This window comes from Streptococcus sp. M334, from assembly GCF_000187745.1.
GTDB lineage: Bacteria > Bacillota > Bacilli > Lactobacillales > Streptococcaceae > Streptococcus.
In genome coordinates this window covers 787,269-812,946 of record NZ_GL732486.1, presented here as the reverse complement: position 1 = coordinate 812,946, position 25,678 = coordinate 787,269, and the positions used below count along the sequence as shown (strand labels likewise).

Below are 25,678 nucleotides of genomic sequence, written 5' to 3'. Positions count from 1 at the left end.
CCAAAGAAGATAGGAAAATCAGTAGCATTGTGTAAGTCTCTTCTTGAAAAAAACACAAAATTTTGTTAGAATGAGTCTTATGAAAACATTCTATGATGTGCAACAGTTCCTCAAGCAATTTGGTATTATTGTTTATATGGGAAAACGCTTATATGATATTGAACTGATGAAGTTGGAACTCTCACGGATTTACGATGCAGGGTTGATGGACAAACTGGATTATCTAGAAGCAGAAGCGGTTCTTCGCAGAGAGCACAAGGTAGAATTGGATTATATTGAGAAAAATGGAGAAAATAACTAATGGTTACTTGGATTTTGTGGGCACTTATACTAGCAATGTTGGCATGGATGGGCTTTAACTATCTTCGTATTCGCCGTGCGGCTAAAATCGTGGACAATGAGGAATTTGAAGCCTTGATTCGTACGGGTCAATTGATTGATTTGCGCGACCCAGCTGAATTTCACAGAAAACATATCCTTGGAGCCCGCAATATTCCTTCAAGTCAGTTGAAGACTAGTCTTGCAGCCCTTCGTAAGGATAAACCTGTCCTTCTTTACGAAAACCAACGTGCGCAACGTGTCACAAACGCAGCCCTTTACTTGAAAAAACAAGGTTTTTCTGAGATTTATATCCTTTCTTATGGCTTGGATTCTTGGAAAGGGAAAGTCAAAGTTGAGAAATAAGAAAACGAGCTTGGATGTTTCCGAGCTCATTTTTTAACCACTTTTTCTGAGAAATTCACGAATGCTTGCCAATTCTTCTGAGTTTAGGGGACGATAGTCTCCTGCTTGAAGATTCTCATCCAAGCTCCAAGGTCCAAAATGGGTGCGTTTGAGTGAAGTCACCTTGACACCAACCGAGAGGAACATTTTCTTAACCTGGTGAAATTTTCCTTCTGAAATGGTAATAGAGGCTTGACTGAGGGAAGGACTTGCAGATAGAATCTCTAGTCTTGCAGGTTTACAGACAGTACCATCTAAAAAGACAATTCCCTTTTGAAAGGCTTGGATATGGTCAGGTGTTAGAAGTCCATTGACCTCAACTCGATAAGTCTTATCGACATGATATTGGGGATGGAGGAGCTGAAAGCCCAAAGGGCCGTTATCGGTCACGAGGAGGAGTCCCGTCGTATCTCGGTCCAGTCGACCGACGGCATAGAGCTTGTCAGACTGGATGTCAGGTGACAGCAGGTCCATGACAGTTGGAAGTTCCCTGTCTTTATTGGCTGTAACGACACCAGCAGGTTTATGAAGCATAAGATAGGTGTGCTCATAGCCTCGAATGATTTGGTCCTGAAAAAGGAGTTCCTGTAGTCCTGTATCGATATTCTGGGCTAGGGAGCGAGCTGGGCGACCATCGACTAGAATTTCCCCTTTGAGTAAGGCTTGTTTCATGGCCTTTCGGCTAACTTTTTCTTGGGCTAATAAATTATCTAAACGCATACTGTGCCTATCTTATCATAAGTCGCTTGCTTTGAAAAGGCTTGACGTGAAAAGAAAAGCAGAGTGAAAACATTTACACTTGCTTGAATTATGTTATTTACCTGAAATTATGGTATAATCGTTCAGTTAGAAAATAAATTTTGAATATTATAGAGGAAATCATGACAAAATTAAGAGAAGATATCCGTAACATTGCGATTATCGCCCACGTTGACCACGGTAAAACAACCCTCGTTGACGAATTATTGAAACAATCAGAAACGCTTGATGCACGTACTGAATTGGCTGAGCGTGCTATGGACTCAAACGATATCGAAAAAGAGCGTGGAATTACCATCCTTGCTAAAAATACAGCCGTTGCCTACAACGGAACTCGTATCAACATCATGGACACACCAGGACACGCGGACTTCGGTGGAGAAGTTGAGCGTATCATGAAAATGGTTGACGGTGTTGTCTTGGTCGTAGATGCCTACGAAGGAACTATGCCACAAACTCGTTTCGTTTTGAAAAAAGCCTTGGAACAAGACCTTGTCCCAATCGTGGTTGTTAACAAAATCGATAAACCATCAGCTCGTCCAGCAGAAGTAGTGGACGAAGTCTTGGAACTTTTCATCGAGCTTGGTGCAGATGACGATCAGCTTGACTTCCCAGTGGTGTATGCATCAGCGATCAACGGAACTTCTTCATTGTCAGATGATCCAGCTGATCAAGAAACTACTATGGCACCAATCTTTGACACAATTATCGACCATATCCCAGCTCCAGTAGATAACTCAGATGAGCCTTTGCAGTTCCAAGTGTCACTTTTGGACTACAATGACTTCGTTGGTCGTATCGGTATCGGTCGTGTCTTCCGTGGTACAGTTAAGGTTGGGGACCAAGTTACCCTTTCTAAACTTGACGGCACAACTAAAAACTTCCGTGTTACAAAACTTTTCGGTTTCTTTGGTTTGGAACGTCGTGAAATCCAAGAAGCTAAAGCGGGTGACTTGATTGCCGTTTCAGGTATGGAAGATATCTTCGTTGGTGAAACCATCACTCCTACAGATGCAGTTGAAGCTCTTCCAATCCTACACATCGATGAGCCAACTCTTCAAATGACATTCTTGGTCAACAACTCACCATTTGCTGGTAAAGAAGGTAAATGGGTGACTTCTCGTAAGGTGGAAGAACGTTTGCAGGCAGAATTGCAAACAGACGTTTCCCTTCGTGTTGACCCAACTGATTCACCAGATAAATGGACTGTTTCAGGACGTGGAGAATTGCACTTGTCAATCCTTATCGAAACAATGCGCCGTGAGGGATATGAACTTCAAGTATCTCGTCCAGAAGTTATCGTAAAAGAAATCGACGGTGTTAAATGTGAACCATTTGAACGTGTTCAAATCGACACTCCAGAAGAATACCAAGGATCTGTTATCCAAAGCCTTTCTGAACGTAAGGGTGAAATGTTGGATATGATTTCAACTGGTAATGGTCAAACTCGTTTGGTCTTCCTTGTTCCAGCGCGTGGTTTGATTGGATACTCAACTGAGTTCTTGTCAATGACTCGTGGATACGGTATCATGAACCATACCTTTGACCAATACCTGCCATTGATTCCAGGGGAAATTGGTGGTCGTCACCGTGGTGCCCTTGTTTCTATCGATGCTGGTAAGGCTACAACTTACTCAATCATGTCTATCGAAGAACGTGGTACGATCTTTGTCAACCCAGGTACTGAAGTTTATGAAGGAATGATTATCGGTGAAAACTCTCGTGAAAATGACTTGACCGTTAACATCACTAAGGCAAAACAAATGACTAACGTTCGTTCAGCTACTAAGGACCAAACAGCTGTTATTAAGACACCTCGTATCTTGACACTTGAAGAGTCTCTTGAGTTCTTGAACGATGATGAGTATATGGAAGTAACACCTGAGTCTATTCGTTTGCGTAAACAAATCCTTAACAAGGCAGAGCGTGAAAAAGCCAACAAGAAGAAAAAATCAGCTGAATAAGAGCTAGAAAGAGATAAAGATGGTTTATTTAATCATAGGACTCCTCTTATTACTACTCTATGTATTTGCGACACCAGAAAGCATTAAAGGGACAGTCAATATCGTCCTTGTCGTCTTTGCTTTTGTAGCACTTTTGATTTTGCTCATGTTGTCAGTTCTGCAAATCTTTCAGCTACCGACAGAATTTTTTATCGCAATCGCCATGCTCTTCCTAGCATACTTTAGCTTGCGAGATATTACCCTCATGTCGGTCAGTAAAAGTAAAAGAAGATAAAAAGAGAGTTTCGGCTCTCTTTTTGCTTGTTAGAATGCTGAATATGAGCATTTTCATTTAGAATTATTTCCATAAAAATGGTAAAATAGTAAGAGTAGAAATGGAGTTTGAGACATGAAAGTAATAGATCAATTTAAAAATAAGAAAGTCCTTGTTTTAGGTTTGGCCAAATCTGGTGAATCTGCAGCTCGTTTGTTGGACAAGCTAGGTGCCATTGTGACAGTAAATGATGGGAAGCCTTTCGAAGACAATCCAGCTGCCCAAAGTTTGCTGGAAGAAGGGATCAAGGTCATTACAGGTGGCCATCCTTTGGAACTATTGGATGAAGAGTTTGCCCTCATGGTGAAAAATCCAGGTATCCCTTACAGCAATCCTATGATTGAAAAGGCTTTGGCAAAGGGAATTCCAGTTTTAACTGAGGTGGAATTGGCTTACTTGATTTCAGAAGCGCCAATTATCGGTATCACAGGTTCAAATGGAAAAACAACCACAACGACTATGATTGGAGAAGTTTTGACTGCTGCTGGTCAACATGGTCTCTTATCAGGAAATATAGGCTATCCTGCCAGTCAGGTTGCTCAAACAGCGACAGACAAGGACACGCTTGTCATGGAGCTTTCTTCTTTCCAACTCATGGGTGTTCAAGAATTCCATCCTGAGATTGCGGTTATTACCAACCTCATGCCAACTCATATCGATTATCATGGTTCTTTTGAGGAATATGTAGCAGCCAAGTGGAATATCCAGAACAAGATGACAGCAGCTGATTTCCTTGTCTTGAACTTTAACCAAGACTTGGCAAAAGAATTGGCTAGCAAAACACAAGCTACCGTTGTACCATTTTCAACACTTGAAAAGGTTGATGGAGCTTATCTGGAAGATGGTCAACTCTACTTCCGAGGGGAAGTGGTCATGGCAGCGAATGAAATCGGTGTTCCAGGTAGCCACAATGTGGAAAATGCCCTTGCGACCATTGCTGTTGCCAAGCTTCGTGGTGTAGACAACCAAACCATCAAGGAAACTCTTTCAGCCTTTGGTGGTGTCAAACACCGTCTCCAATTTGTGGATGAAATCAAGGGTGTCAAATTCTATAATGATAGCAAGTCAACCAATATCTTGGCTACTCAAAAAGCCTTGTCAGGATTTGACAACAACAAGGTCATTTTGATTGCAGGTGGTTTGGACCGTGGTAATGAGTTTGACGAATTGGTGCCAGATATTACTGGACTCAAGAAGATGGTCATCCTGGGTCAGTCTGCCGAACGTGTCAAACGGGCAGCAGATAAGGCTAGTGTGGCATATGTGGAGGCGACAGATATTGCAGATGCGACCCGCAAAGCCTATGAACTTGCGACTCAAGGAGATGTAGTCCTTCTCAGTCCAGCCAATGCCAGCTGGGATATGTATGCTAACTTTGAAGTACGTGGCGACCTCTTTATCGACACAGTAGCGGAGTTAAAGGAATAATATGAAAAAAATTGTCTTTACAGGTGGGGGGACGGTTGGACACGTGACCCTCAACCTTTTGTTAATGCCTAAGTTTATCGAAGATGGATGGGAAGTTCACTATATCGGAGATAAACGTGGCATCGAACACCAAGAAATCCTCAAGTCAGGTCTAGATGTCACCTTCCATTCCATTGCGACTGGAAAATTGCGTCGCTATTTCTCTTGGCAAAATATGCTGGATGTCTTCAAAGTTGGCTGGGGAATTGTCCAATCGCTCTTTATATTGTTGCGACTTCGTCCACAGGCCCTTTTTTCAAAGGGAGGCTTTGTCTCGGTACCGCCAGTTATCGCTGCGCGTGTGTCAGGAGTGCCTGTCTTTATTCACGAATCGGACCTATCTATGGGTTTGGCTAATAAAATAGCCTATAAATTTGCGACCAAGATGTATTCAACATTTGAGCAAGCTTCAAGTTTGTCTAAGGTCGAGCATGTGGGAGCAGTGACCAAGGTTTCAGACAAAAACACTCCAGAACCAGATGAATTGGTGGATATTCAAACCCACTTTAATCCCCAATTGCCAACAGTGCTGTTTGTTGGTGGTTCTGCAGGCGCTCGTGTCTTTAACCAATTGGTGACAGACCATAAGAAAGAACTGACAGAGCGCTACAATATTATCAATTTAACTGGAGATTCTAGCCTGAACGAGTTGAGCCAAAATCTTTTTCGTGTTGACTATGTGACCAATCTCTATCAACCCTTGATGGAATTGGCTGATATTGTTGTGACACGAGGTGGTGCCAATACGATTTTTGAGCTCTTGGCCATGGCAAAATTGCATGTTATTGTGCCGCTTGGTCGTGAAGCTAGTCGTGGAGACCAGATTGAGAACGCAGCCTACTTTGTAAAAAAAGGCTATGCAGAAGAGCTTCAAGAAAGTGATTTGACCTTGTACAGTTTGGAAGAGAAGATTTCTCATTTACTAAGCCACAAGGAAGAATACAAAGCTAAGATGAGGGCTTCTAAGGAATTGAAATCTCTAGCAGATTTTTATCAATTATTGAAAAAAGATTTATCATAAGGAAAGTAAATGTCAAAAGATAAGAAAAATGAGGGCAAAGAAATCCTCGAAGAATTTAAAGAGTTATCAGAATGGCAGAAACGAAACCAAGAATATCTAAAAAAGAAGGCTGAAGAAGAGGCGGCCCTAGCTGAAGAGAAGGAAAAGGAAAGACAAGCTCGAATGGCTTCAAAATCTGAAGAATCAGATGAAACTGAGGGCCAAGAGAGTGAATCTGATCCAAAGGACCCAGAATCAGCTAAGGAAGAGTCTGAAGAAAAAGTCGAAGATTCAGAAGAGGTCAAAAAAGAGGTATCCAAAGAGAAATCAAAGTCTACAGAGAACGAAGGACAGGATAAAAAAAGAGAGAAAAAGCCTGTAAAGAAGAAATCGGCTAAACCGAAAATTCCTGCCATCCATATCTTGCGAGCTCTAACGATTTTATTTCCAAGTCTGCTTTTATTGATTGTCTCTGCCTACCTGCTCAGTCCTTATGCGACCATGAAGGATATTCGTGTTGAGGGAACGGTGCAAACTACGGATGATGATATTCGACAGGCTTCAGGCATTCAGGATTCGGATTATACGATTAACCTTCTGCTAGACAAGGCAAAATATGAAGAGCAGATTAAGTCTAATTATTGGGTTGAATCAGCTCAACTTGTCTATCAATTTCCAATCAAGTTTACTATCAAGGTTAAGGAATATGATATTGTGGCCTACTATATTTCTGGTGAAAATCATTATCCTATTCTTTCCAGTGGTCAGCTTGAGACCAGTTCTGTGAGCTTGGTTAGTCTACCAGAAACGTATTTATCTGTTCTCTTTAATGACAGGGAACAAATCAAAACCTTTACGTCAGAACTTTCTCAAATTAGCCCAGAACTCAAGGCGGCTATCCAAAAGGTGGAACTAGCTCCAAGCAAGGTGACTTCAGATTTAATTCGATTGACCATGAATGATTCGGACGAGGTCTTGGTTCCTCTATCTGAAATGAGTAAGAAACTGCCATATTACAGTAAGATTAAGCCACAATTGTCAGAACCGAGTGTGATTGACATGGAAGCTGGAATTTACAGCTACACTGTGGCGGATAAATTAATTATGGAGGCTGAGGAAAAAGCCAAACAAGAGGCTAAGGAAGCTGAGAAGAAGCAGAAAGAGGAAGAGAAGAAAAGACTGGAAGAACAGCAGAATAAATTGGAAGAAGAGAAGAAAAAGCTGGAGGAAGAGAGCAATCGAAATCAAACAAATCAGCGTTCATCACGTCGCTAGGGTTTAACTTTTCTCTTATAGTTCTTCAGTGCCCATGGTAAGTGTCTAGAGTTTTGAGAGATACAGAAAGCATATAATTATATGTTCAGCCCTTTCGTGTATCTACATTTATTTATATGTGATTTTGGAATTTCTCAAAAATCACGACACATACGTGACCATGTTTTTACTTGACAAGTGCTAGTAGAAATAATAGAATAGTAAAAAACCTTTAAAGCAGTCCAGAGAGGCAGCTAAGGTTAGACGGTGAAAGGGTGGAGACTACCCATTTTTCGTGGAACCTTGCTGTTGGCAGGTTCCTTTTTTCGTGGCTTCTTGTGACCAGACTCTCTCACTAGCAAAGGTAAAAGGAGAAACCTATGCGAGAACATCGTCCAGTTATTGCTCTTGATTTTCCTAGTTTTGAGGCGGTCAAGGAATTTTTAGCTCTTTTCCCAGCAGAAGAAAGCCTTTATCTCAAGGTAGGGATGGAGCTTTATTACGCAACGGGTCCTGAGATTATATCTTACTTGAAAGGTCTGGGTCACAGTGTCTTTTTGGATCTCAAACTTCATGACATTCCCAATACAGTCAAATCAGCCATGAAGGTCCTGTCTCAGCTTGGTGTGGATATGACCAATGTTCATGCGGCTGGTGGCGTAGAGATGATGAAGGCTGCGCGTGAAGGTCTTGGAAGTCAAGCCAAATTGATTGCTGTAACGCAGCTTACATCAACGTCAGAAGCCCAGATGCAGGAGTTCCAAAATATCCAAACCAGCCTGCAAGAGTCTGTGATTCATTATGCTAAGAAGACAGCTGAAGCTGGGTTAGATGGTGTCGTTTGCTCGGCTCAAGAAGTGCAAGTTATCAAAAAGGCTACTAATTCAGATTTTATCTGTCTGACACCGGGCATTCGTCCACAGGGAGCTGCTGTTGGAGATCAAAAACGCGTGATGACCCCTGCTGATGCCTATCAAATCGGTAGTGACTATATCGTAGTGGGACGTCCCATTACCCAAGCTGAGGATCCTGTTGCAGCTTATCATGCCATCAAGGATGAATGGACACAGGAGTGGAATTAAAGAACTAGATTAGAAAAATAAAAGGAGAATACCATGACACTTGCTAAAGATATCGCTAGCCACCTCTTGAAAATTCAAGCAGTTTACCTCAAACCAGAGGAGCCTTTCACTTGGGCATCTGGTATCAAGTCACCGATTTACACGGATAACCGTGTGACGCTTGCCTATCCAGAAACTCGTACCCTCATTGAAAATGGCTTTGTAGATGCTATCAAAGAAGCCTTTCCTGAGGTAGAAGTGATTGCAGGGACTGCAACAGCAGGGATTCCACACGGAGCTATTATTGCTGATAAGATGAATCTGCCATTTGCCTATATTCGTAGCAAACCAAAAGACCACGGTGCTGGTAATCAAATTGAAGGCCGTGTAGCTCAAGGTCAAAAAATGGTAGTGGTTGAAGACCTTATTTCAACGGGTGGTTCTGTTCTTGAAGCAGTAGCAGCCGCTAAACGAGAAGGAGCTGACGTGCTTGGAGTTGTAGCGATTTTCAGCTACCAATTGCCAAAAGCAGATAAGAACTTCTCAGATTCAGGTGTCAAACTTGTGACGCTTTCTAACTACAGTGAGCTCATCCATCTAGCCCAAGAAGAAGGCTATATCACACCAGAAGGCCTCGACCTTCTAAAACGATTTAAAGAAGACCAAGAAAATTGGCAAAATGCCTAAAACATAGAAAATCAGGTAGTCACTAGGATTACCTGATTTCTTTTTGTGATGTTATTGGATCTTATACTAAATGAAAATCAAATATAATCCAAGGTGAAGCTGATGTGGTTTGAAGAGTATTTTCGAAGAGTATTAGTCGACTTTTCCACCTTCAACAACCAGGTCATCTGCTTTAGCAGCGTCACCGTAGGTTGGGTGAAGTGTTTTTTCATAGGCCTTGTGGAAGAAGTTTTCTTTGCCTAATTTTTCAATATCTTTATTGATGAAGTCTAGCAATTCTTGGTTGCCTTTTTGGACTGCCGCCGCAATGGTATCTGGGTTACCGAGGGAAGTAATTCCTACTTCAAATCCTTTGTTTTCAAGCGCCCAAGCTAGGACTTCAGTATTGTCAGTAGAGAAGGCATCTCCACGTCCGTCAAGAAGGGCTTGGTAAGAGTCACTGTATTGGTCATATTTTTGGAGTTTGATTTCTGGGTGTTTTTTCTCAAAATAAGTTTCAGCGGTCGTTCCTTTTGTAACAATCAAGGTTTTACCTTCTAATTGTTTGACGTCTGTAATGAGACCAGTCTTAGGTGATACGACACCAAGAGAGACTTTCATATATGGAAGGGCAAAATCAACTTGTTTCTTGCGTTCGTCAGTCACTGTAAAGTTGGCAAGGGTAATATCCACCTTGTTTGAAATCAAGTATTCAGCACGGTTGGCAGCATCGACTGAAACGTATTTAACCTTCACGCCAAGGTCTTGGGCTAATTGGTTCCCAAGCTCAATATCGTAGCCTTGGTAAGAACCGTCATTATCAACGTAACCAAAGGGTTTCTTGTCTCCAAATACAGCGATTCGTAGCTCACCGCTTTTTTTGATTTCATCGATTGTGCGGGCCTTGGCCGTCGTTTTTCCAGATGAGGAACTAGCATTTCCACCTGAGCTACAAGCTGTGACAAAGATAAGGGCAAAGGCAAGTGCCAAAACAGTTAAGAGTGGTTTGAGTAGTTTCATAAGAATCTCCTTTATAGATATGAGCCAAATTGGCTAAAGTCAAAGACGTTTAAAAATTCCTGGGCTCGTTTAGTTTGAGGATTGGTAAAGAAGGCTTGAGCAGTTCCTTCTTCAGCGATTTTCCCTTGGTCGAGAAAGATAATCCGATCGGCAATAGCTTGGGCAAACTGCATTTCATGGGTTACTAAAATCATGGTACGGCCTTCTTGGGCCAAATCATTGATAAGTTCCAGTACCTCACGCACCATTTCTGGATCCAGCGAAGCCGTCACTTCGTCAAAAAGGATGATTTCTGGATGCATGAGGAGGGCACGGACAATTGCAACCCGTTGCTTCTGTCCACCAGATAATTGACGCGCAAAGCTATGTTGTTTATCCAACAATCCAACACGTTCTAGTAGTTTCAAAGCTTCTTCAGTGACTTCTTTCTTGTCTCTCCCTTGAGCCTTGATAGGGCCTAGGATGAGGTTTTGTAGGACATCCAGATGGGGAAAGAGTTCATAACTTTGAAAGACCATGCCAATCTTTTGGCGAACTAGGTGAAAGTCTTTTTTATTTTCAACGATAGACTGACCATCCAGAAGAATATCTCCACCTTGAATACTTTCTAAGCCATTGAGGCAACGAAGGAGGGTACTTTTCCCACAACCGGATGGCCCAAGAATAACCACAACTTCCCCTTTATTGATTTGCAGGGATAGACCTTGGAGGATGGGATTGTCTCCAAAGGATTTTTTTAGTTCCTTGATTTCTAAGATAGTTTTAGACATTTAGTTTCTCCAATGTTTTTCTAAGTGAGTGGATAGTTTGGAAATAGGAAAGCAGACTGCGAAATACAAGACCAGAATAGTTCCATAAATCCAGAAGGAAGCGGTTGGGATAGTCAAGCGATTGCTATCGATGATTTGTTGTCCAACCTTGGTAACCTCAACAACCCCAATCAAAACAACCAAGGAAGTGGTTTTGATCATCCGAGTGACAAGATTGATGGCTTGTGGAAGCAATCTTCTCAAGACCTGTGGGATGATGATGTGGTAGTAAAGTTGAATGTTGGTTAAGCCTAGTGCCTGTCCACTTTCAAACTGATGTTTAGGGAGAGAAGTGATAGCTCCACGTACCAAGTCTCCCATTTCAGCTGTTCCCCAGAGGGTAAAAACGATAATAGCTGAAGTCTCACCTGAGATATTAATATTAAAGTTTCGAGCTAAGCCAAAGTAAACGATGAAGAGTAGCACCAGCTGGGGCATAATACGGATAAATTCCAGATACAATCGTGTTAAAAATCGTACGATTCTAGAATGGGAGGTCATGATGATTCCCATGACTGTTCCGAAAATCATAGATAAAAGGACAGACAGGATAGAAATCCCTATCGTAACGCCTAATCCCTGTAAGATTCGCAGGAGATTATTTCCCTGAAAGAGTACTTGGATTCCCGAATCCTGCATGGCGGAGCCTCCTTTCTATCCAGCTAAAGACCAGTGAGATGGGCAGCAACATAATCAGGTAAGCAATTACCAACATAGCTAGCGCAATGTCTGTCTCATAGTAGAGACCAATCAAGTCCTTGGCGACGTACATGAGGTCGGCCAAAGCCACTGCTGAGAAAACAGAGGTTTCCTTGATGAGGAAAATGACATTGGCACTAAAGGAGGGGAGTGCCACCGCTGTTGCTTGCGGAAGAACCACATAGCGAAAGACCTGTAGAGGTGTCAGACCGATAGCTAATCCAATTTCCTGCTGGGTTTGACTGACGGCTTCCAGCCCACTTCGGAAAGATTCTGCCATATAGGAGCCTCCTAAAAAGACAAGTCCCAGTGTGGCACAGACTTCTGAAGATAGGACAATCCCGATTCGGGGAAGACCGAAATAGAGAAAGAAGAGTTGAATCAAAAGGGGCGTATTACGTGACAATTCAATGTAGGCTGTCGCTACTTGCGCCAGAACAGGGATGCGGTAATGTCGGATGATACTAACGATTAAACCGAGCAGAAAGGATCCCAAAATTCCCCAAACGGCAATATGCAAGGTCAGAAAGAATGCCTTTTGATATAGTGGTAGATATTGTTCAACAATGGACCAATCCAAAAATAGAACCTCCTATCTAGAAATAATACAGTTATTGTAGCACTTAAAATCTCCTTTGGATAATATGTATTTTTTATTGCTGTTATAAGGATTTTTTATCATAGAAATAAAATTTCTGAAATTTTCAAACAAAATATTTGAAAAGTGTTGAAAAAAGAGTTAAGATATTTTTGTAATATACAAAGTAAACGCTTACTTATTAAGGAGGGCATTTTATGTCATACAAAACAAGCAATGCAGAAGGTCATGTAGATTTCATCAATACCTATGATTTGGAGCCAATGGCGCAACAAGTTATCCCTAAAGCAGCATTTGGCTATATCGCTAGTGGAGCAGAAGATACTTTCACTTTACGTGAGAATATCCGCGCCTTTAACCACAAACTCATCGTTCCGCATACTCTTTGCGATGTAGAAAATCCAAGTACAGAGATTGAATTTACAGGTGAAAAACTATCTTCACCAATCATTATGGCGCCTGTTGCGGCTCATAAATTGGCAAATGAACAGGGTGAAGTGGCGACTGCGCGTGGTGTGCATGAGTTTGGTTCCCTCTATACAACTAGCTCTTACTCTACTGTCGATCTTCCAGAAATTACGGAGGCCCTTCAAGGGACACCTCATTGGTTCCAATTTTACTTTAGTAAGGATGACGGTATCAACCGCCATATCATGGACCGTGTCAAGGCTGAAGGTTATAAAGCGATTGTCTTGACAGCAGATGCGACTGTAGGGGGTAATCGTGAGGTGGACAAGCGCAATGGTTTTGTCTTCCCAGTTGGCATGCCGATTGTTGAAGAATACCTACCAGAAGGTGCTGGTAAATCAATGGACTTTGTTTATAAATCAGCTAAACAACGCTTGTCTCCACGTGATGTAGAATTTATCGCTGAATACTCTGGACTTCCTGTTTATGTCAAGGGACCACAATGCCGTGAGGATGTTGAACGTTCGCTTGCTGCAGGAGCTTCTGGTATCTGGGTAACCAACCACGGTGGTCGTCAAATCGACGGTGGACCAGCTGCCTTCGACTCACTTCAAGAAGTAGCTGAAGCAGTTGATAAACGTGTGCCAATCGTCTTTGACTCAGGTATTCGTCGTGGTCAACACGTCTTTAAAGCCTTGGCTTCAGGAGCAGACTTGGTAGCTATTGGCCGCCCGGTTATCTATGGCTTGGCTCTCGGCGGTAGTGTTGGTGTGCGTCAAGTCTTTGAACACTTGAATGCGGAATTGAAGACAGTCATGCAATTGTCTGGAACTCAGACCATTGAAGATGTCAAACACTTCAAACTCCGTCACAACCCCTACAACCCAACTTTCCCAGTTGACCCACGCGACTTAAAATTGTATTGATAAAACAGCTTGCCTCTACTGATTGTGGAGGTTTTTGCATATATTTTAATCACTTTTGTCATAAAGATTTTAAAAAAAGAGAAAAATTTGAATTTTATAGTTGACAAATGTAGATTTTTGAAGTATACTAATAACTGTAATCGACAAATGTAGATTTAGGAGGTGTGATTATGCAGATTTCAGATGCAGAATGGCAGGTCATGAAGATTATTTGGATGCAAGGAGAGCAGACCAGTACGGATTTGATCAGGGTTCTGGCGGAGCGGTTCGATTGGTCCAAGTCGACCATTCAAACTCTTTTGGCTCGTCTGGTTGAGAAAGAGTGTCTGACTCGGAAAAAAGAAGGCAAGTCCTTTGTCTATTCAGCCCTTTTAACTTTGGACCAAAGTCGGGATTTACTTGTCCAAGATATCAAGGACAAGGTTTGTTCTCGTAGGATTAAGAACTTGTTGGCTGATTTGATTGCTGAATGTGATTTTACTCAGGCTGACTTGGAAGACTTGGAAGCTGTGATTTCTGAGAAGAAATCAAGCGCTGTAACAGAAGTAAAATGTAATTGTATGTAAAGGAGACGTCATGTTGAATATTATTGTAACCATTATTTGTATTGCCCTTATCGCGTTTATCTTGTTTTGGTTTTTCAAAAAGCCTGAAAAATCTGGACAAAAGGCCCAGCAAAAAAAGGGCTACCAAGAGATTCGAGTGGAAGTCATGGGAGGCTATACGCCTGAGTTGATTATCCTCAAGAAATCAGTGCCAGCCCGCATTGTCTTTGACCGCAAGGATCCTTCACCATGTTTGGACCAAATTGTTTTTCCAGATTTTGGTGTACATGCGGACCTGCCTATGGGGGAAGAGTATATAGTGGAAATCACGCCTGAGCAGGCTGGAGAGTATGGTTTCTCTTGTGGCATGAATATGATGCACGGTAAGATGATTGTAGAATAGGAGAATGATATGACTGAAATTGTAAAAGCAAGTCTTGAAAATGGTGTTCAAAAAATTCGTATCACGGCAGACAAAGGTTACCATCCAGCCCACATTCAACTGCAAAAAGGAGTTCCTGCTGAGATCACCTTTCACCGTGTGACACCTTCAAACTGTTATAAGGAAATTCTTTTTGAAGAAGAAGGCATCTTAGAACCAATTGGCGTAGACGAAGAGAAAGTCATTCGTTTTACACCTCAAGAATTTGGCCAACATGAATTTTCTTGTGGTATGAAGATGCAAAAGGGAAGTTATACAGTCGTTGAGAAGACTCGAAAATCTCTATCACTTTTACAGCGTTTTTGGATTACTAGTATCTTTACTGTGCCTCTTGTAATCCTCATGATTGGGATGTCGACAGGAGGAATCAGTCACCAAGTCATGCGTTGGGGCACCTTTTTAGCCACAACACCGATTATGCTAGTAGCAGGTGGTCCTTATATCCAAAGTGCTTGGGCTAGTTTTAAAAAGCACAATGCCAACATGGATACCTTGGTTGCGTTGGGAACCCTAGTGGCTTATTTCTATAGCCTAGTTGCCCTCTTTGCTGGGCTCCCTGTTTACTTCGAAAGTGCGGGATTTATCTTCTTCTTCGTTCTTCTGGGAGCCGTTTTTGAGGAGAAAATGCGAAAAAATACTTCCCAAGCTGTGGAGAAATTACTGGATTTACAGGCTAAAACAGCAGAAGTCTTGCGTGATGAACGCTATGTTCAAGTTCCCTTGGAACAAGTCAAGGTAGGCGACCTGATTCGAGTGCGTCCCGGTGAAAAGATTGCGGTTGATGGTGTCGTAGTAGAAGGTATCTCTAGTATTGATGAGTCTATGGTGACAGGTGAGAGTCTGCCTGTGGACAAGACAGTTGGAGATACCGTGATTGGCTCAACCATCAATAATAGTGGAACACTTGTTTTTAGGGCAGAAAAAGTTGGTTCAGAGACTGTTTTGGCTCAGATTGTGGATTTTGTGAAGAAAGCTCAGACAAGTCGTGCGCCGATTCAGGACTTGACGGATAAAATTTCAGGGATTTTTGTCCCAGCAGTTGTCATTTTAGGGATTGTGACCTTTTGGGTTTGGTTCGTCTTACTCAGGGATAGTGTAGTTGTGCTTGGAGCGAGCTTTGTGTCTTCGCTTCTCTATGGAGTAGCAGTTCTGATTATTGCCTGCCCTTGTGCATTGGGACTTGCAACACCGACAGCCCTTATGGTGGGGACAGGTCGTAGTGCCAAGATGGGAGTTCTCCTCAAAAATGGAACGGTTCTACAGGAAATCCAGAAAGTTCAAACTATCGTCTTTGATAAGACAGGAACTTTGACGGAAGGGAAACCTGTGGTCACAGATATCATCGGCGACGAAGTAGAAGTGCTTGGATTGGCAGCTTCCTTGGAAGAAGCTTCTCAACACCCACTGGCTGAAGCCGTTGTGAAACGAGCGAGTGAAGCTGGACTTGAATTTCACACTGTTGAAAATTTTCAAGCCTTGCACGGAAAAGGTGTCTCAGGACAAATCAATGGAAAACAAGTTTTGCTTGGAAATGCTAAAATGCTGGATGGCATGGATATTTCTAGCATTTATCAGGAAAAACTAGAAGAACTGGAAAAAGAAGCTAAGACAGTTGTTTTCTTGGCTGTTGACAATGAAATCAAAGGCTTGCTTGCTCTGCAAGATATTCCTAAGGAAAATGCTAAGCTTGCCATCAGTCAGTTGAAAAAACGAGGTCTTAAAACAGTCATGCTGACAGGAGACAATGCAGGTGTGGCGCGTGCTATTGCCGATCAGATCGGAATCGAAGAGGTCATTGCAGGTGTCTTACCAGAAGAAAAAGCCCATGAAATCCATAAACTACAAGCGACTGGAAAAGTAGCCTTTGTTGGTGATGGTATCAATGACGCTCCTGCCCTCAGTGTAGCAGATGTGGGGATTGCTATGGGAGCTGGAACAGATATTGCCATCGAGTCAGCAGATTTGGTGTTGACAACTAATAACCTCCTAGGAGTGGTTCGTGCCTTTGACATGAGTAAGAAAACCTTTAATCGAATTCTGCTCAATCTTTTCTGGGCCTTTATCTACAATGTCGCCGGAATTCCGATTGCAGCAGGAGTCTTTTCAGGTGTTGGACTGGCCCTCAATCCAGAACTGGCAGGTCTAGCTATGGCCTTTAGTTCTGTATCTGTTCTGACTAGTTCACTCTTACTAAACTTTAGTAAAATAGATTAAAAGCGGGCTTGCTCGCTTTTTATTATAAAACAGAAATTAAAAAACGTTTTCAAACTGTACTGTAATAGAGAATAAAAACTTCTGAGCAGATTCTTAGTAAACTAAAAATAAATGTGATAAATTAGTAGTGTAAAAATTTACTGAAACGTTTTCAAAAATTATATGAAACCTTTTTTAGTAGATTTAAAAATATTTGAAGGAGAGTTATCATTATGACTCAAGGGAAAATTACTGCATCTGCAGCAATGCTTAATGTATTGAAAACATGGGGCGTAGATACAATCTACGGTATCCCATCAGGAACACTCAGCTCATTGATGGACGCTTTGGCTGAAGACAAAGATATCCGTTTCTTGCAAGTTCGCCACGAAGAAACAGGTGCTCTTGCAGCGGTTATGCAAGCTAAATTCGGCGGCTCAATCGGGGTTGCAGTTGGTTCAGGTGGTCCAGGTGCGACTCACTTGATTAACGGTGTTTACGATGCAGCTATGGATAACACTCCATTCCTAGCAATCCTTGGATCACGTCCAGTTAACGAATTGAACATGGATGCTTTCCAAGAATTGAATCAAAACCCAATGTACAACGGTATCGCTGTATATAACAAACGTGTAGCTTACGCTGAGCAATTGCCAAAAGTTATTGACGAAGCTTGCCGTGCTGCAGTTTCTAAAAAAGGTCCAGCTGTTGTTGAAATCCCAGTAAACTTCGGTTTCCAAGAAATCGACGAAAACTCATACTACGGTTCAGGTTCATACGAACGTTCATTCATCGCTCCTGCTTTGAACGAAGTTGAAATCAACAAAGCTGTTGAAATCTTGAACAATGCTGAACGTCCAGTTATTTACGCTGGTTACGGTGGTGTGAAAGCTGGTGAAGTGATTACTGAATTGTCACGTAAAATCAAAGCACCAATCATCACAACTGGTAAAAACTTTGAAGCCTTTGAATGGAACTATGAAGGTTTGACAGGTTCTGCTTACCGTGTTGGTTGGAAACCAGCCAACGAAGTGGTCTTTGAAGCAGACACAGTTCTTTTCCTTGGTTCAAACTTCCCATTTGCTGAAGTTTACGAAGCATTCAAGAACACTGAAAAATTCATCCAAGTGGATATCGATCCTTACAAACTTGGCAAACGTCATGCCCTTGACGCTTCAATCCTTGGTGACGCAGGTCAAGCAGCTAAAGCTATCCTTGACAAAGTAAACCCAGTTGAATCAACTCCATGGTGGCGTGCAAACGTTAAGAACAACCAAAACTGGCGTGATTACATGAACAAACTCGAAGGTAAAACTGAGGGTGAATTGCAATTGTACCAAGTTTACAATGCAATCAACAAACATGCTGATCAAGACGCTATCTATTCAATCGACGTAGGTGACACTACTCAAACATCTACTCGTCACCTTCACATGACACCTAAGAACATGTGGCGTACATCTCCACTCTTTGCGACAATGGGTATTGCCCTTCCTGGTGGTATCGCTGCTAAGAAAGACAATCCAGATCGCCAAATATGGAACATCATGGGTGATGGAGCATTTAACATGTGCTACCCAGACGTTATCACAAACGTTCAATACGACCTTCCAGTTATCAACGTTGTCTTCTCAAATGATAAATATGCCTTCATCAAGGACAAATACGAAGACACAAACAAACACTTGTTTGGTTGTGACTTCACAAACGCTGACTACGCTAAAATTGCTGAAGCTCAAGGAGCTGTTGGATTTACAGTAAACCGTATCGAAGATATCGATGCAGTGGTTGCAGAAGCTGTTAAATTGAACAAAGAAGGTAAAACTGTTGTTATCGATGCTCGCATCACTCCACACCGTCCACTTCCAGTAGAAGTACTTGAATTGGATCCAAAACTTCACTCAGAAGAAGCAATCAAAGCCTTCAAGGAAAAATACGAAGCAGAAGAACTCGTACCATTCCGCCTCTTCTTGGAAGAAGAAGGGTTGCAATCACGCGCAATTAAATAATTCTTCTCGTCGAAAATCAAAGATAAATTTATAGACTTCTTTATTAGATTACTGCCGACGATTCCATCATTGAAACCATAAATTTCAATGATGGAATCTAGTGTGGAGCCTAGAAAAAGTCCCAAAGGATTTTTCGTAGTTTGATGAGCAAAGATTTGCCATCAAACTTGGTTTCACCTTGTTTATTCTTTGATTTTCATAGAGAGAAACTTGAAAAGATCGGAGCAATCCGGTCTTTTTATGGAGGATAGTAAATGAATTTAAATCAATTAGATATTATCGTTTCAGATGTTCCTCAAGTCTGTGCTGACTTGGAGCGTATTTTAGATAAAAAGTCCGATTATGTTGATGACAGTTTTGCTCAGTTTACGATTGGCAGTCACTGTCTGATGTTATCCCAAAATCATTTGATTCCTTTGGAAGATTTTCAGTCAGGAATCATTCTTCATATCGAGGTTGAGGATCTAAATCAGAATTACCAACGTTTAAAAGAGATCGGTGTCGAGATTTTACACGGTATTTGTGAAACGAATTGGGGAACAGAGTCCTTATTAGTTAAAGGTCCTGCTGGTCTAGTGCTTGATTTTTATCGTATGAAATAGGTCGCGTAGTCATTTGAAGATAACCTTAACTATTCTTAAAACAGAATGTGAGAATATGAACTATTGAAAGATCGGAGCAATCCGGTCTTTTTAATATAAAGCAATTGCATATAAACAATTGACAGCGTTTTTCTAAAATCTTATAATAAAAACATAACAGTATAAAATGAGATTCATATGAAAGGATGCTTTCTGTTTGTTAGAGAAGACTGTAAAACATGTCCCTTTGTTTTGATTTGTAAATTAGGCTTTTGTCCAATGACCAAGCATATTACGAAATTAAGCTCTTCTGTGATTTGTAAGAATATGCAAGAGAAAATTCGTAAAAATCTAGCAGTTTATGCTATTTTTGGTTGCTATGAAGATATTTTAGATGTGGACTAGAGAGGGGGAAGCAAAAATGTCTATCAAGAAAATCAAAAAGGTTGTAAAAAACCTGAAGTTGTAAGCAATAATTGTAATATTTGTTAAGTTTATATAAAAATGGAGAGGGTGGCTAGTCTCTCTATTTTTCTAGGAGGGCATTATGAATAAAATATTTCACTATCTAGATAAGAAAACGAAGTTTTATACTATCATCGGTGCACTGGCAAATGGAGGTTTGGCTCTTGCTCAACCCTTAGTCGTATCACAAGCCTTGTCTTTAAATCAAGGAGAACTGACTTATTCTAAAATCATACAGTTTGCTATTTTTGGCTTTACAGTATACTTCGTCTTGTATAGCTTAATGCTCTTTTGTAATCATACACATAATGTTTTTCGACGTGAAATTCAAATGAATATGAGGGCAGATTTATTTGATAAGCTGATTATAAAAAAAGATTTTAGCGAAGATGAAAAAATCACCATGCTCACACAAGATATGGAGTATTTGGGGGATAATTACTTAGAAAAATACGTCAATATCATTTGCTGGAGCTTTGTAGCATTACTAACAGCGATTTATATTATTTCGCAAAATTTGTTACTAGGTAGTATTTTTGTCTTTTTCACTATTTTACGCCCTATTCCTCAATTCTTGATGAATAAAAGACTCAAACATACTGGTGATGATATGGCTCAAGGCAGAGTAGAAGTGCATAATCAAGTATCTGATAGTATCCGAGGAGCACATACTCTACTCATGAACCAAGCAATTTCTGAAAATCAGAACAGATTTTGGAAGATTAATCGAAATTATCAACTAGCCATTCAAAAATTTTGTTTTACCCATAATATAATTTTCTTTTGTAACGGTTTCATGGTCTTTTTAAGCCAAGTTTTACCACTTGTTTTAGGTTTTTACTTTGCTATGGCTGGGCAGAAAGTGTCAGTGGCAAGTCTTGTTGCCATGTACATCGCAGCAGGTCAGCTAGTGAGCCCTATTCAGACTATTATGTATGATGCTGTAGATATACAAGGGGCAAAAACGACAGCAGATAAGATTTTTGGAGTATTAGAAATTGGAGATGTAAAACAGATAGATAAAAAAGATGCGCAAGAATTGAATGCTCTGCACATTAAAAATATAAGTAAATCCTATGGTGACAGACAACTTTTTACTCATCTAAATTTGGATGTTCAAGCAGGTCAGAAAGTTTTAATCAAAGGACCGAGTGGTTGTGGTAAGTCAACCTTGTTTCGACTCATTACTGGAGAAGAAATAGCAGATGAGGGAGAAATTATCGGTGTGACAACTGTTAATGAATGTACATCAAGTTTTGTATCCAGTATAGGAATTATTAGCCAACACCCATTTCTCTTTAACGATACAGTGCGTTATAATTTGACATTAGGACAAGAATTTTCTGAGGAAGAGTTGCTTGCTGTTTTGAAACAAGTCAAACTAGATTTTGAATTGACGGGTGGGTTGGATTTTATTATCAAAAATAATGGGGAGAATATTTCTGGGGGACAAAGAGTAAGGATTGAATTGGCACGTTTTCTTCTTCGTAGAAAAAATCTGTTATTGGCTGATGAAGTGACCGCAACCCTAGACAAAGAAAACGCCTTCATGGTACATGAACTACTATTTTCTCTTCCTGTTATGATGTTAGAAATTGCCCATCATATTGATGATGAAAGTAGATATCAACAAGTTGTAGATTTAGGAAAATATTGATTCTGGCTTAAAAGTTAGTTTTATCAGAAAATAAAGTAAATATTTCAGCATTAAAACACCCAGTATCAAGATTTTTCAATATATAACAATATGCGTTTTTCTGATTATATATACTTTTCCTAACTTCACTCTTCTTTCTTATCACAAGATTGTAATAGTTTACATTTTTATAGCAAAACTCTCAAACTCTTACTTGTTTTTGCATCATATTATAAAATAAAAAGCATAAAAGAATAAAAGATGTTTTGAAAATGTCCGAAAAACAAATGAACGTTTTGGGTTGGGTAACGACCTTCATGTCCGTTATGATGTATGTGTCTTACTTCCCACAAATTATGAACAATCTGGCTGGTCAAAAAGGAAATTTCATCCAGCCCTTGGTTGCTGCCATCAACTGTAGTCTCTGGGTTTACTACGGTCTTTTCAAGAAAGAAAGAGATATTCCCCTTGCTGCTGCCAATGCTCCAGGTATCGTTTTTGGCCTTGTGACGGCTATTACAGCTTTGATTTAAAAAGAAGACTGGTTTCAGTTTTGTTCGTTTATGAAAATAGATGCTTCATTAAAGTAATTTTTGAATGAGAGTTGAGGGAAAAAGTCCAGTTACAGCTAGCTTTACGAGAGTTTTTTATGTTCGTCTCTATCAAAGAAAAAAGTATATCGTTACTATTTTTATAAAATCTTCTCCCTACTTTATAAGATGTTAAAAAGAGTTCAATTCGAACTCTTTTTTTGCTATAATGAGGGGAGAAAAATCAGACAGGAGATCGACATGTCAGAACCATTATTTTTACAATCAGTTATGCAAGAAAAAATCTGGGGTGGTACCAAGTTACATGATGAGTTTGGCTACGACATCCCAAGTGAAAAAATCGGGGAATACTGGGCCATTTCAGCTCACCCAAATGGTGTTTCAAAGGTCGCAAATGGTCGCTACGAGGGAACAGACCTTGCTACTTTGTATGCAGAACACCGTGAGTTGTTTGGCAATCGTCCAGAACCCGTATTTCCACTTTTGACCAAGATTCTCGATGCCAATGACTGGCTCAGCGTCCAAGTTCACCCAGATGATGCTTATGGACTAGAGCATGAAGGCGAACTCGGAAAAACAGAATGCTGGTACATCATCGCTGCGGATGAAGGTTCAGAAATTATCTATGGTCACAATTCCAAGTCAAAAGAAGAACTCCGCCAGCAAATCGAAGCGAAAGACTGGGATGGTCTATTAACAAAAGTACCAGTTAAATCTGGAGATTTCTTCTACGTACCAAGCGGGACTATGCATGCTATTGGTGCGGGCATCTTAATTCTTGAAACCCAACAGTCTAGCGACACCACCTACCGTGTCTATGACTTTGACCGTAAGGATGATAATGGTAACTTGCGTGAACTTCACCTTGAAAAATCTATTGATGTATTAAACATTGGTGAGCCAGCAAATAGCCGTCCTGTAACTGTCAAAGCAGATGATTTGCGTTCCACTCTCCTTGTATCCAATGATTTCTTTGCAGTTTACAAGTGGGAAATCACTGGAAAAGTTGACTTCGAAAAGACAGCTGACTACAGCTTGTTGAGTGTCTTAGCTGGTCAAGGTCAACTGACTGTTGACGGAAAAAACTATCCAATCCAAAAAGGCAACCACTTTATCCTACCAAGTGATGTTGAAGCGTGGATCTTGGAAGGGCAAGGTTTGGAATTGATTGTTAGCCATCCATAAAAAAGAAAGGGCCTGAGTTCATTACTCAAGTCCTTTTTGATTACATAAATTGGGCGATAAAGACTACAATGATGATGATTGGAATGATGAAACGAAGAAGGAAGAGCCAGACTTGGAACAGTCCCTGTTTCCATGCTCTTTCATCGAGATGGAGTTCCTCCATTGCAAGAGCCTTTTTAAAGATGTAGCCTGTAAAGAGTGAAAGGCAGAGAGCTCCAAATGGCATGAGGAGATTGGAAACCAAGAAGTCCATAGCGTCAAAGAAGGTCTTCCCAAAAATGTGAACATCTGCCATAACACCGTAAGAAAGGGCTGAAGGGATTCCAAAGACAAAGGTCAAAATTCCTAAAATAACACTCCACTTAGCACGCTTGCTGTTGTCCTGGTTGGTGATATTGCCCACATTGATTTCCAGCATAACGACGGAAGAAGTGACCGTCGCAAAGAGGAAGAGCAAGAGGAAGAGGATGTAGAAAATAGTTCCAAAAGGCATCTTGTCAAAGAGTTGAGGCAAGACGATAAAGAGAAGGCTTGGTCCCCCTTCAGACTGGATATTGAAGGCTGACATGGCTGGGAAAATGGCTAGACCTGCCATGATGGATACCGAGATATTCATGGCTACAATAGAAATTCCTGACTGGACCAGATTGGTTTTCTTATCCAAGTAAGAAGCATAGGTCAGCATGGCTGTAACCCCTAGTGAGAGGGCAAAGAAAGATTGTCCCAGAGCATAGAGGAGACCAGCACTAGTCAGTTTTGAAAAATCTGGTTTGAGGAAGTAGAGAACGCCTTCCATGGCATTTGGCAAACTGAGAGAACGCCCGATGATGACGACAAAGATGATAAAGAGCAGAGGCATCATAACCTTAGATGCTCTTTCAATTCCTTTTTGAACACCACGTGATACAATAAAGATATTCAACAGGATAAAGGCTGCTTGAGCTCCTAGGGCAATGGCTGGATTTGAAATGATTGAAGTAAATAACTGAGCATAATCACCTGTTCCACTAAGTTGGAACAATTTTCCAAACTCAATGCCTAGATAGACTAAAATCCATCCTCCGATAACACTGTAAAACGATAAGAGGATAAAGAGGGCAAAGGCACCAATCCAACCGATGAAGTTGTACTTATTATTCTTACCAAGTTTTCCAAATGTTTTAATCCCAGAGACACCAGCGCTTCGGCCGAGGGCAAATTCAGCTAGCAAAAGAGGGAAACCGATTAAAATGGTAGAAACGAGAAAGACCAGTAAAAAGCCTCCTCCACCGTTAGCAGCAGTCATATAGGGGAATTTCCAAACAGCACCAAGTCCGATGGCTGAACCAGCAGATGCTAGGATAAAGCCCAGTTTAGAACCCCATTGCGATTTTTCAGACATAGTTAAACTCCTAAAATTAGTGTTACAAAAGAAAAAGCTACTGCCCTTGGCAAATAGCCTCATAAGTACTAAAAATGAGCTTTTCTTTTGATTGATAGACTTGACTATCCTATCATGTTTTCTAAGGTCTGTCAAGAAAACCATTTTCAAGCTTTACATCTTTCTCAAAAAGTTTAAAAATCTTACAAAAAAGCTTGACTCTGACCTAAGGGGAGGGGTTATACTATATATGTAAGGAGGAAATCATGTACCATATAAAAGAAGCTGCCCAGCTTTCGGGCGTATCTGTCAAGACCCTACACCACTACGACAAGATAGGAATCTTGGTCCCCTTAAAGTCGAAAAACGGATATCGAACCTACAGTCAAGAGGATTTGGAACGCCTTCAGGTCATTCTTTACTACAAATATCTAGGCTTTTCTTTAGAAAAAATAGCAGAGCTATTAAAGGAAGATAGATCAGATTTATTACCTCATTTGACCAGGCAGTTGGACTATTTGACTCGAGAAAGGCAACGTCTGGATAGCTTGATTTCCACCTTGCAAAAAACCATTCAAGAACATAAAGGAGAAAGAGAAATGAGTATTCAAGAGAAATTCGCAGGATTTAACTATCAAGATCATCAAAAATACCACCAAGAGGCGGTAGAACAATATGGACAAGAAGTCATGGATCAAGCGCTCGAGCGCCAAAAAGGTCACGAAAACGAAGCTACGGCTGCCTTCAATCAAGTATTTCAAGCATTGGCACAAAATCTTCAAGCTGGTCTACCGACAACAGCGTCTGAAAATCAAGAAGAAGCAGGCAAACTCTTGCAAGCCATCCGTACTTATGGATTTGACTGCTCTATTGAAGTCTTCGGCCATATTGGAAAAGGCTACGTCTATAACCCAGAGTTTAAGGAAAACATTGACAAATTTGGAATTGGAACATCCCAGTACACATCAGATGTGATTGCCTACTATGTCCAAACTCAGAAAAAATAAAATCGGAGGAGTATTCTTCCGATTTTTGCTAAATTCA

At 40.9% G+C, this 25,678-nt stretch carries 25 protein-coding genes; 19 read left to right on the top strand and 6 right to left on the bottom strand.

Translation table 11 applies throughout. The annotated features are described in order from the left end of the window. Positions 1-70 precede the first annotated feature (70 nt). Together HMPREF0851_RS08430 and HMPREF0851_RS08425 are read left to right on the top strand one after the other, a co-directional pair. Positions 71-301 (top strand): YqgQ family protein, encoded by a 231-nt coding sequence (locus tag HMPREF0851_RS08430; RefSeq protein WP_009014249.1) that lies wholly within the window; start codon positions 71-73, stop codon positions 299-301. Then, a complete protein-coding gene (locus tag HMPREF0851_RS08425) occupies positions 301-684 on the top strand; it encodes a rhodanese-like domain-containing protein (protein WP_000259257.1) in 384 nt (127 codons plus the stop codon). The genes HMPREF0851_RS08430 and HMPREF0851_RS08425 overlap by 1 nt, the downstream gene beginning before the upstream one ends. Before the next feature lie 33 nt (positions 685-717). Here HMPREF0851_RS08425 and HMPREF0851_RS08420 read toward each other — a convergent pair whose 3' ends face one another. Continuing rightward, complete coding sequence (locus tag HMPREF0851_RS08420) at positions 718-1,443, bottom strand: 16S rRNA pseudouridine(516) synthase (RefSeq protein WP_001235030.1); 726 nt, start codon at positions 1,441-1,443, stop codon at positions 718-720. 161 nt (positions 1,444-1,604) lie between these two features. On the opposite strand from HMPREF0851_RS08420, the gene typA reads away from it, so the two are divergent. The 7 genes from typA to pyrE all read left to right on the top strand — a co-directional run bounded on the left by typA (position 1,605) and on the right by pyrE (position 9,228). Beyond that, entirely contained in the window at positions 1,605-3,446 is a 1,842-nt protein-coding gene (gene typA, locus HMPREF0851_RS08415) for a translational GTPase TypA (RefSeq protein ID WP_000164122.1), read from the top strand. A gap of 19 nt (positions 3,447-3,465) precedes the next feature. Beyond that, a complete protein-coding gene (locus HMPREF0851_RS08410) occupies positions 3,466-3,720 on the top strand; it encodes a DUF3165 family protein (protein WP_000262673.1) in 255 nt (84 codons plus the stop codon). A 114-nt stretch (positions 3,721-3,834) separates the two neighbouring features. After that, positions 3,835-5,187 carry a UDP-N-acetylmuramoyl-L-alanine--D-glutamate ligase gene (gene murD, locus HMPREF0851_RS08405; RefSeq protein ID WP_000863053.1) on the top strand — a complete coding sequence of 451 codons (1,353 nt, stop codon included), beginning with the start codon at positions 3,835-3,837 and terminating at the stop codon, positions 5,185-5,187. 1 nt (position 5,188) lies between these two features. Beyond that, positions 5,189-6,247, top strand: coding sequence for a UDP-N-acetylglucosamine--N-acetylmuramyl-(pentapeptide) pyrophosphoryl-undecaprenol N-acetylglucosamine transferase (locus HMPREF0851_RS08400; RefSeq protein WP_000724817.1), 1,059 nt, complete (start codon positions 5,189-5,191; stop codon positions 6,245-6,247). 9 nt (positions 6,248-6,256) lie between these two features. Next, positions 6,257-7,501 (top strand): cell division protein FtsQ/DivIB, encoded by a 1,245-nt coding sequence (locus HMPREF0851_RS08395; RefSeq protein ID WP_000031167.1) that lies wholly within the window; start codon positions 6,257-6,259, stop codon positions 7,499-7,501. A gap of 359 nt (positions 7,502-7,860) precedes the next feature. Next, positions 7,861-8,562 (top strand): orotidine-5'-phosphate decarboxylase, encoded by a 702-nt coding sequence (gene pyrF / locus HMPREF0851_RS08390; RefSeq protein WP_001206733.1) that lies wholly within the window; start codon positions 7,861-7,863, stop codon positions 8,560-8,562. 33 nt (positions 8,563-8,595) lie between these two features. Further along, entirely contained in the window at positions 8,596-9,228 is a 633-nt protein-coding gene (gene pyrE, locus HMPREF0851_RS08385) for an orotate phosphoribosyltransferase (protein ID WP_000170899.1), read from the top strand. Between the two features lie 132 nt (positions 9,229-9,360). Here the strand turns inward: pyrE and HMPREF0851_RS08380 are convergent, their stop codons facing one another. The 4 genes from HMPREF0851_RS08380 to HMPREF0851_RS08365 are packed head-to-tail and all read right to left on the bottom strand — an operon-like array spanning position 9,361 to position 12,315. After that, positions 9,361-10,227: a cysteine ABC transporter substrate-binding protein gene (locus tag HMPREF0851_RS08380; protein ID WP_000771298.1), complete on the bottom strand. Its 867-nt coding sequence runs from the start codon at positions 10,225-10,227 to the stop codon at positions 9,361-9,363. Positions 10,228-10,238: 11 nt separating this feature from the next. Then, positions 10,239-10,997, bottom strand: coding sequence for an amino acid ABC transporter ATP-binding protein (locus tag HMPREF0851_RS08375; RefSeq protein WP_000047550.1), 759 nt, complete (start codon positions 10,995-10,997; stop codon positions 10,239-10,241). Beyond that, positions 10,998-11,675: an amino acid ABC transporter permease gene (locus HMPREF0851_RS08370; RefSeq protein WP_001154134.1), complete on the bottom strand. Its 678-nt coding sequence runs from the start codon at positions 11,673-11,675 to the stop codon at positions 10,998-11,000. Continuing rightward, entirely contained in the window at positions 11,635-12,315 is a 681-nt protein-coding gene (locus HMPREF0851_RS08365; protein WP_000384094.1) for an amino acid ABC transporter permease, read from the bottom strand. The genes HMPREF0851_RS08370 and HMPREF0851_RS08365 overlap by 41 nt, the downstream gene beginning before the upstream one ends. Before the next feature lie 215 nt (positions 12,316-12,530). On the opposite strand from HMPREF0851_RS08365, the gene lctO reads away from it, so the two are divergent. From lctO to manA, 9 genes are all read left to right on the top strand, one after another. Then, positions 12,531-13,667, top strand: coding sequence for an L-lactate oxidase (lctO, locus tag HMPREF0851_RS08360; RefSeq protein ID WP_000120718.1), 1,137 nt, complete (start codon positions 12,531-12,533; stop codon positions 13,665-13,667). Positions 13,668-13,837: 170 nt separating this feature from the next. Then, a complete protein-coding gene (locus HMPREF0851_RS08355; RefSeq protein ID WP_001167204.1) occupies positions 13,838-14,233 on the top strand; it encodes a CopY/TcrY family copper transport repressor in 396 nt (131 codons plus the stop codon). Between the two features lie 10 nt (positions 14,234-14,243). Continuing rightward, positions 14,244-14,615, top strand: coding sequence for a cupredoxin domain-containing protein (locus tag HMPREF0851_RS08350; RefSeq protein ID WP_000932056.1), 372 nt, complete (start codon positions 14,244-14,246; stop codon positions 14,613-14,615). Between the two features lie 9 nt (positions 14,616-14,624). Beyond that, positions 14,625-16,868, top strand: coding sequence for a heavy metal translocating P-type ATPase (locus HMPREF0851_RS08345; RefSeq protein WP_000136348.1), 2,244 nt, complete (start codon positions 14,625-14,627; stop codon positions 16,866-16,868). Positions 16,869-17,080: 212 nt separating this feature from the next. Then, entirely contained in the window at positions 17,081-18,856 is a 1,776-nt protein-coding gene (gene spxB / locus HMPREF0851_RS08340) for a pyruvate oxidase (RefSeq protein ID WP_000191822.1), read from the top strand. A 254-nt stretch (positions 18,857-19,110) separates the two neighbouring features. Then, a complete protein-coding gene (locus HMPREF0851_RS08335; RefSeq protein ID WP_001052643.1) occupies positions 19,111-19,458 on the top strand; it encodes a VOC family protein in 348 nt (115 codons plus the stop codon). 526 nt (positions 19,459-19,984) lie between these two features. After that, positions 19,985-21,559: an ATP-binding cassette domain-containing protein gene (locus tag HMPREF0851_RS08325; RefSeq protein WP_001033166.1), complete on the top strand. Its 1,575-nt coding sequence runs from the start codon at positions 19,985-19,987 to the stop codon at positions 21,557-21,559. A 251-nt stretch (positions 21,560-21,810) separates the two neighbouring features. Continuing rightward, positions 21,811-22,071 carry a SemiSWEET family transporter gene (locus HMPREF0851_RS08320; protein WP_001291477.1) on the top strand — a complete coding sequence of 87 codons (261 nt, stop codon included), beginning with the start codon at positions 21,811-21,813 and terminating at the stop codon, positions 22,069-22,071. A 258-nt stretch (positions 22,072-22,329) separates the two neighbouring features. Further along, complete coding sequence (gene manA / locus HMPREF0851_RS08315) at positions 22,330-23,274, top strand: mannose-6-phosphate isomerase, class I (protein ID WP_001294289.1); 945 nt, start codon at positions 22,330-22,332, stop codon at positions 23,272-23,274. A 40-nt stretch (positions 23,275-23,314) separates the two neighbouring features. Here manA and HMPREF0851_RS08310 read toward each other — a convergent pair whose 3' ends face one another. Next, on the bottom strand, positions 23,315-24,799 hold the full coding sequence (locus HMPREF0851_RS08310) for a sodium-dependent transporter (protein ID WP_009014244.1): 1,485 nt from the start codon (positions 24,797-24,799) through the stop codon (positions 23,315-23,317). 101 nt (positions 24,800-24,900) lie between these two features. On the opposite strand from HMPREF0851_RS08310, the gene HMPREF0851_RS08305 reads away from it, so the two are divergent. Then, positions 24,901-25,641, top strand: coding sequence for a MerR family transcriptional regulator (locus tag HMPREF0851_RS08305; RefSeq protein WP_000274761.1), 741 nt, complete (start codon positions 24,901-24,903; stop codon positions 25,639-25,641). Positions 25,642-25,678 lie beyond the last annotated feature (37 nt).

Excerpts from the sequence above, each read along its gene's own strand:
- HMPREF0851_RS08355 (WP_001167204.1), top strand. The coding sequence starts at position 13,838 with ATGCAGATTTCAGATGCAGAATGGCAGGTCATGAAGATTATTTGGATG.
- HMPREF0851_RS08410 (WP_000262673.1), top strand. The coding sequence starts at position 3,466 with ATGGTTTATTTAATCATAGGACTCCTCTTATTACTACTCTATGTATTT.
- HMPREF0851_RS08420 (WP_001235030.1), bottom strand. The coding sequence starts at position 1,443 with ATGCGTTTAGATAATTTATTAGCCCAAGAAAAAGTTAGCCGAAAGGCC.
- HMPREF0851_RS08350 (WP_000932056.1), top strand. The coding sequence starts at position 14,244 with ATGTTGAATATTATTGTAACCATTATTTGTATTGCCCTTATCGCGTTT.
- manA (WP_001294289.1), top strand. The coding sequence starts at position 22,330 with ATGTCAGAACCATTATTTTTACAATCAGTTATGCAAGAAAAAATCTGG.
- HMPREF0851_RS08305 (WP_000274761.1), top strand. The coding sequence starts at position 24,901 with ATGTACCATATAAAAGAAGCTGCCCAGCTTTCGGGCGTATCTGTCAAG.
- HMPREF0851_RS08320 (WP_001291477.1), top strand. The coding sequence starts at position 21,811 with ATGTCCGAAAAACAAATGAACGTTTTGGGTTGGGTAACGACCTTCATG.
- pyrE (WP_000170899.1), top strand. The coding sequence starts at position 8,596 with ATGACACTTGCTAAAGATATCGCTAGCCACCTCTTGAAAATTCAAGCA.
- typA (WP_000164122.1), top strand. The coding sequence starts at position 1,605 with ATGACAAAATTAAGAGAAGATATCCGTAACATTGCGATTATCGCCCAC.
- pyrF (WP_001206733.1), top strand. The coding sequence starts at position 7,861 with ATGCGAGAACATCGTCCAGTTATTGCTCTTGATTTTCCTAGTTTTGAG.
- murD (WP_000863053.1), top strand. The coding sequence starts at position 3,835 with ATGAAAGTAATAGATCAATTTAAAAATAAGAAAGTCCTTGTTTTAGGT.
- HMPREF0851_RS08395 (WP_000031167.1), top strand. The coding sequence starts at position 6,257 with ATGTCAAAAGATAAGAAAAATGAGGGCAAAGAAATCCTCGAAGAATTT.
- spxB (WP_000191822.1), top strand. The coding sequence starts at position 17,081 with ATGACTCAAGGGAAAATTACTGCATCTGCAGCAATGCTTAATGTATTG.
- HMPREF0851_RS08335 (WP_001052643.1), top strand. The coding sequence starts at position 19,111 with ATGAATTTAAATCAATTAGATATTATCGTTTCAGATGTTCCTCAAGTC.
- HMPREF0851_RS08370 (WP_001154134.1), bottom strand. The coding sequence starts at position 11,675 with ATGCAGGATTCGGGAATCCAAGTACTCTTTCAGGGAAATAATCTCCTG.
- HMPREF0851_RS08375 (WP_000047550.1), bottom strand. The coding sequence starts at position 10,997 with ATGTCTAAAACTATCTTAGAAATCAAGGAACTAAAAAAATCCTTTGGA.
- lctO (WP_000120718.1), top strand. The coding sequence starts at position 12,531 with ATGTCATACAAAACAAGCAATGCAGAAGGTCATGTAGATTTCATCAAT.
- HMPREF0851_RS08380 (WP_000771298.1), bottom strand. The coding sequence starts at position 10,227 with ATGAAACTACTCAAACCACTCTTAACTGTTTTGGCACTTGCCTTTGCC.
- HMPREF0851_RS08325 (WP_001033166.1), top strand. The coding sequence starts at position 19,985 with ATGAATAAAATATTTCACTATCTAGATAAGAAAACGAAGTTTTATACT.
- HMPREF0851_RS08345 (WP_000136348.1), top strand. The coding sequence starts at position 14,625 with ATGACTGAAATTGTAAAAGCAAGTCTTGAAAATGGTGTTCAAAAAATT.
- HMPREF0851_RS08430 (WP_009014249.1), top strand. The coding sequence starts at position 71 with ATGAGTCTTATGAAAACATTCTATGATGTGCAACAGTTCCTCAAGCAA.
- HMPREF0851_RS08310 (WP_009014244.1), bottom strand. The coding sequence starts at position 24,799 with ATGGTTTTCTTGACAGACCTTAGAAAACATGATAGGATAGTCAAGTCT.
- HMPREF0851_RS08400 (WP_000724817.1), top strand. The coding sequence starts at position 5,189 with ATGAAAAAAATTGTCTTTACAGGTGGGGGGACGGTTGGACACGTGACC.
- HMPREF0851_RS08425 (WP_000259257.1), top strand. The coding sequence starts at position 301 with ATGGTTACTTGGATTTTGTGGGCACTTATACTAGCAATGTTGGCATGG.